This window comes from Mesorhizobium sp. M2A.F.Ca.ET.042.01.1.1, from assembly GCF_003997405.1.
In the GTDB taxonomy this organism is placed as follows: Bacteria; Pseudomonadota; Alphaproteobacteria; order Rhizobiales; family Rhizobiaceae; genus Mesorhizobium.
This window is the reverse complement of sequence record NZ_RZRX01000465.1, coordinates 1-2,488: the sequence shown is the minus strand read 5'-3', so window position 1 is coordinate 2,488 and position 2,488 is coordinate 1. Positions and strand designations below refer to the sequence as shown.

The following is a 2,488-nucleotide window of genomic DNA, read 5'->3' as shown; positions in this document are numbered from 1 at the left end:
ATCGAGAACCTCGTGGTCGCCGGCGTGCTGACCGACAGCTGCGTGACCGCAAGCGTCTTCGACGCGGTTTACCACGGGTTTCGCGTCTGGCTGGTCAAAGACGCCTGCGGCAGCATGACGGAGGCCATGCATCGCACCGGCATGCTCGACATGGCGAACCGGCTCTATGGCGGCGGCATCCTTCGCCAGCCCGAGGCGCTGAAGGCGCTTGCCGGCCAGACTTTCGACGGCTGGCGCTGCACGCGGCCGGTGGAATTCGCCTACACGCTGGAAACGGTCGATGGAATTTACGAGGCGCTGTGATCGGCGCCGCAGTTGCATGCGCCTTTGACGATCGGCTTTGAAGCCGACGGTTTCAGAACCGCGCCAGGCAGCGCTCCAGTGGCTCTCCCTTTTCGCCACACCGATACGCCGTTCACAAAGACATGCTCGATGCCGGCGGCGGGCCGGCGCGGTTCCTCGAAGGTGGCGGTGTCGATGATCGTCTCGGGATCGAAGACGACGAGATCGGCGAAATTGCCTTCGGCCAGCAGGCCGCGTTGCGCAATGCCGAATTCCTTCGCGGGCAGGCCAGTTATGCGGAAGACGGCCTCCTCGAGACTGAACAGGCCGACGTCACGCGCGTAGTGCCCTAGCACGCGCGGAAAGGTGCCCCAGAGGCGCGGATGCGGATGGATGTCGTGCGGCAGGCCGTCCGAGCCGATCATGGTGCGCGGATGCGCGATGATGTTGCGGACGTCGTCCTCGTCGAGCTGGAAATAGACCGCGCCCGCGGGCAGCAGACGCTCGCCGGCTTCGCGCTCAGTGCAGTTCCATTCGCGGGCGATGTCGGCGATCTCGCGCCTTGCCATCTGCGGATGCGGATCGGACCAGGTGATGAGGATCTTCAGCCCGGTGTCGCAGCGTTCCAGCCGAAGCACCGTCGAGCTCGCGGCATAGGGATAGACGTCCATGCCGATATCCATCGTCTCGCGCGCCCGATCGATGCGCTCCAGCGAGGGCCGGCTCTTGCCGAAATTGGCGCGGCCGGTGCATTGGTGGTGCGAGATGAACAGCTTGCCGCCGGCATGCTCGGCAATGTCGATCGCTTCCTCGATCGCCTCGTCCATCGTCTCGAAATAATTGCGTGTGTGGGTGACATAGGGGCCGCCGAGCTGAGCAGCGGTTGTCGCCAAAGCCTTGACCTCGTCGGTGGAAGACTTGACGGCCGGCGGATAGTCGAGCCCAGTGCTGAGGCCGAACGCGCCTTCAGCCATGGCTTCGGCGACGGCTTCCTGCATCGCCGCCGTTTCCGATTCATTGGCCGGACGATCGGTCACCGGCATGCAGCGTTGGCGCAAGGTGGTGTGGCCAACGAGCAGGGCGGCGTTGGTGGCGATGCCGCGTCGCTTCAGCTCGGCGACATAGTCGGCAAAGCGATCGAAGCGGAAATTCTCGCGGCCGCCGACCAGCGTGAAGGGCGGCGGCGGGGTTTTGTCGAGCAGCAACGGGGCCAAGCTGACCCCGCAATTGCCGGCAATCACCGTCGTCACGCCCTGGCTGATCTTCGGGTCCATGCCGCGCGGGGTAAGCAGCGCGCCGTCGTCATGGGTGTGCACGTCGATGAAGCCGGGCGCGACCACCTTGCCCTTGGCGTCGATCTCCTCCGCGCCCTGTGCATCGTCCAGCCGACCGATCGCCGCGATCCTCTCGCCAATGACAGCGATATCGGCGCCGAAGGGCTTCGAGCCGTCGCCGGCGATCAGCGTCGCGTGACGGATGACGAGATCGTAAGGCACCAAGCGGATCTCCTAAGCTTCCGGATTCGCGGCGATTTCCTCCCGGCGGCGCGCGACATAGGCATCGAGCTCCTCGCGGGTCGCGGGATCCATCACCGGTTCCTCGTAGTCATGCAGGGCCTGCTGCCAGAGTTCGGTCGCGCGTTCCAGCGCGTCCTTGCCGCCGGCTTCCTGCCAGGCGCCGTAATTCTGCCAGTTGGAAAGCATCGGTTGGTAGAAGGCGGTGGTGTAGCGCGACATGGTGTGCTCGGCCCCGAAGAAATGGCCGCCGGCCGGCACCGACTTGATCGCCTCGAAGCCGAGGTCGTCTTCCTGGAACGGCAGCGGCCGCAGGAACTCCATCATGTTCTGCAGGATCTCGACGTCGAGCACGAGCTTTTCGTAGGATGCGGTCAGGCCGCCCTCCAGCCAGCCGGCCGCGTGGTAGATCAGATTGGCGCCGCCCAGCACCGCGCCCCACGTCGCCATTTCGGTCTCGTAGGCGGCCTGCAGATCGACGACGTTGGAGGCGTTCGCATTGGAGGTGCGGTAGGGCAGATTATAGCGCCGCGCCAACTGCCCGGCGATGATGTTGGCCTTGGCGTTTTCCGGTGTGCCGAAGGCGGGCGCGCCGGACTTCATGTCGACATTGGAGGTGAAGGCGCCGTACATCACCGGCGTGCCGGGATTGACGAGCTGCGTCAGCGTCACGCCGAACAGCGCCTCTGCAT

The 2,488-nt window shown here is 65.2% G+C and carries 3 protein-coding genes; 1 reads left to right on the top strand and 2 read right to left on the bottom strand.

Annotated features, from left to right (window positions below):
• Positions 1-303, top strand: a 303-nt coding sequence (locus EOA23_RS33735; RefSeq protein ID WP_127307235.1) for an isochorismatase family protein, incomplete at its 5' end; no start/stop codon positions are given.
• On the opposite strand, the gene EOA23_RS33730 is transcribed toward EOA23_RS33735, so the two are convergent.
• Together EOA23_RS33730 and EOA23_RS33725 are read right to left on the bottom strand one after the other, a co-directional pair.
• Positions 288-1,778 carry a D-aminoacylase gene (locus EOA23_RS33730; RefSeq protein ID WP_127307234.1) on the bottom strand — a complete coding sequence of 497 codons (1,491 nt, stop codon included), beginning with the start codon at positions 1,776-1,778 and terminating at the stop codon, positions 288-290. The two genes, EOA23_RS33735 and EOA23_RS33730, sit on opposite strands and share 16 nt — an antisense overlap.
• Before the next feature lie 12 nt (positions 1,779-1,790).
• Positions 1,791-2,488: trimethylamine methyltransferase family protein (locus tag EOA23_RS33725; protein ID WP_189341815.1), on the bottom strand; the 698-nt coding region annotated here is incomplete at its 5' end.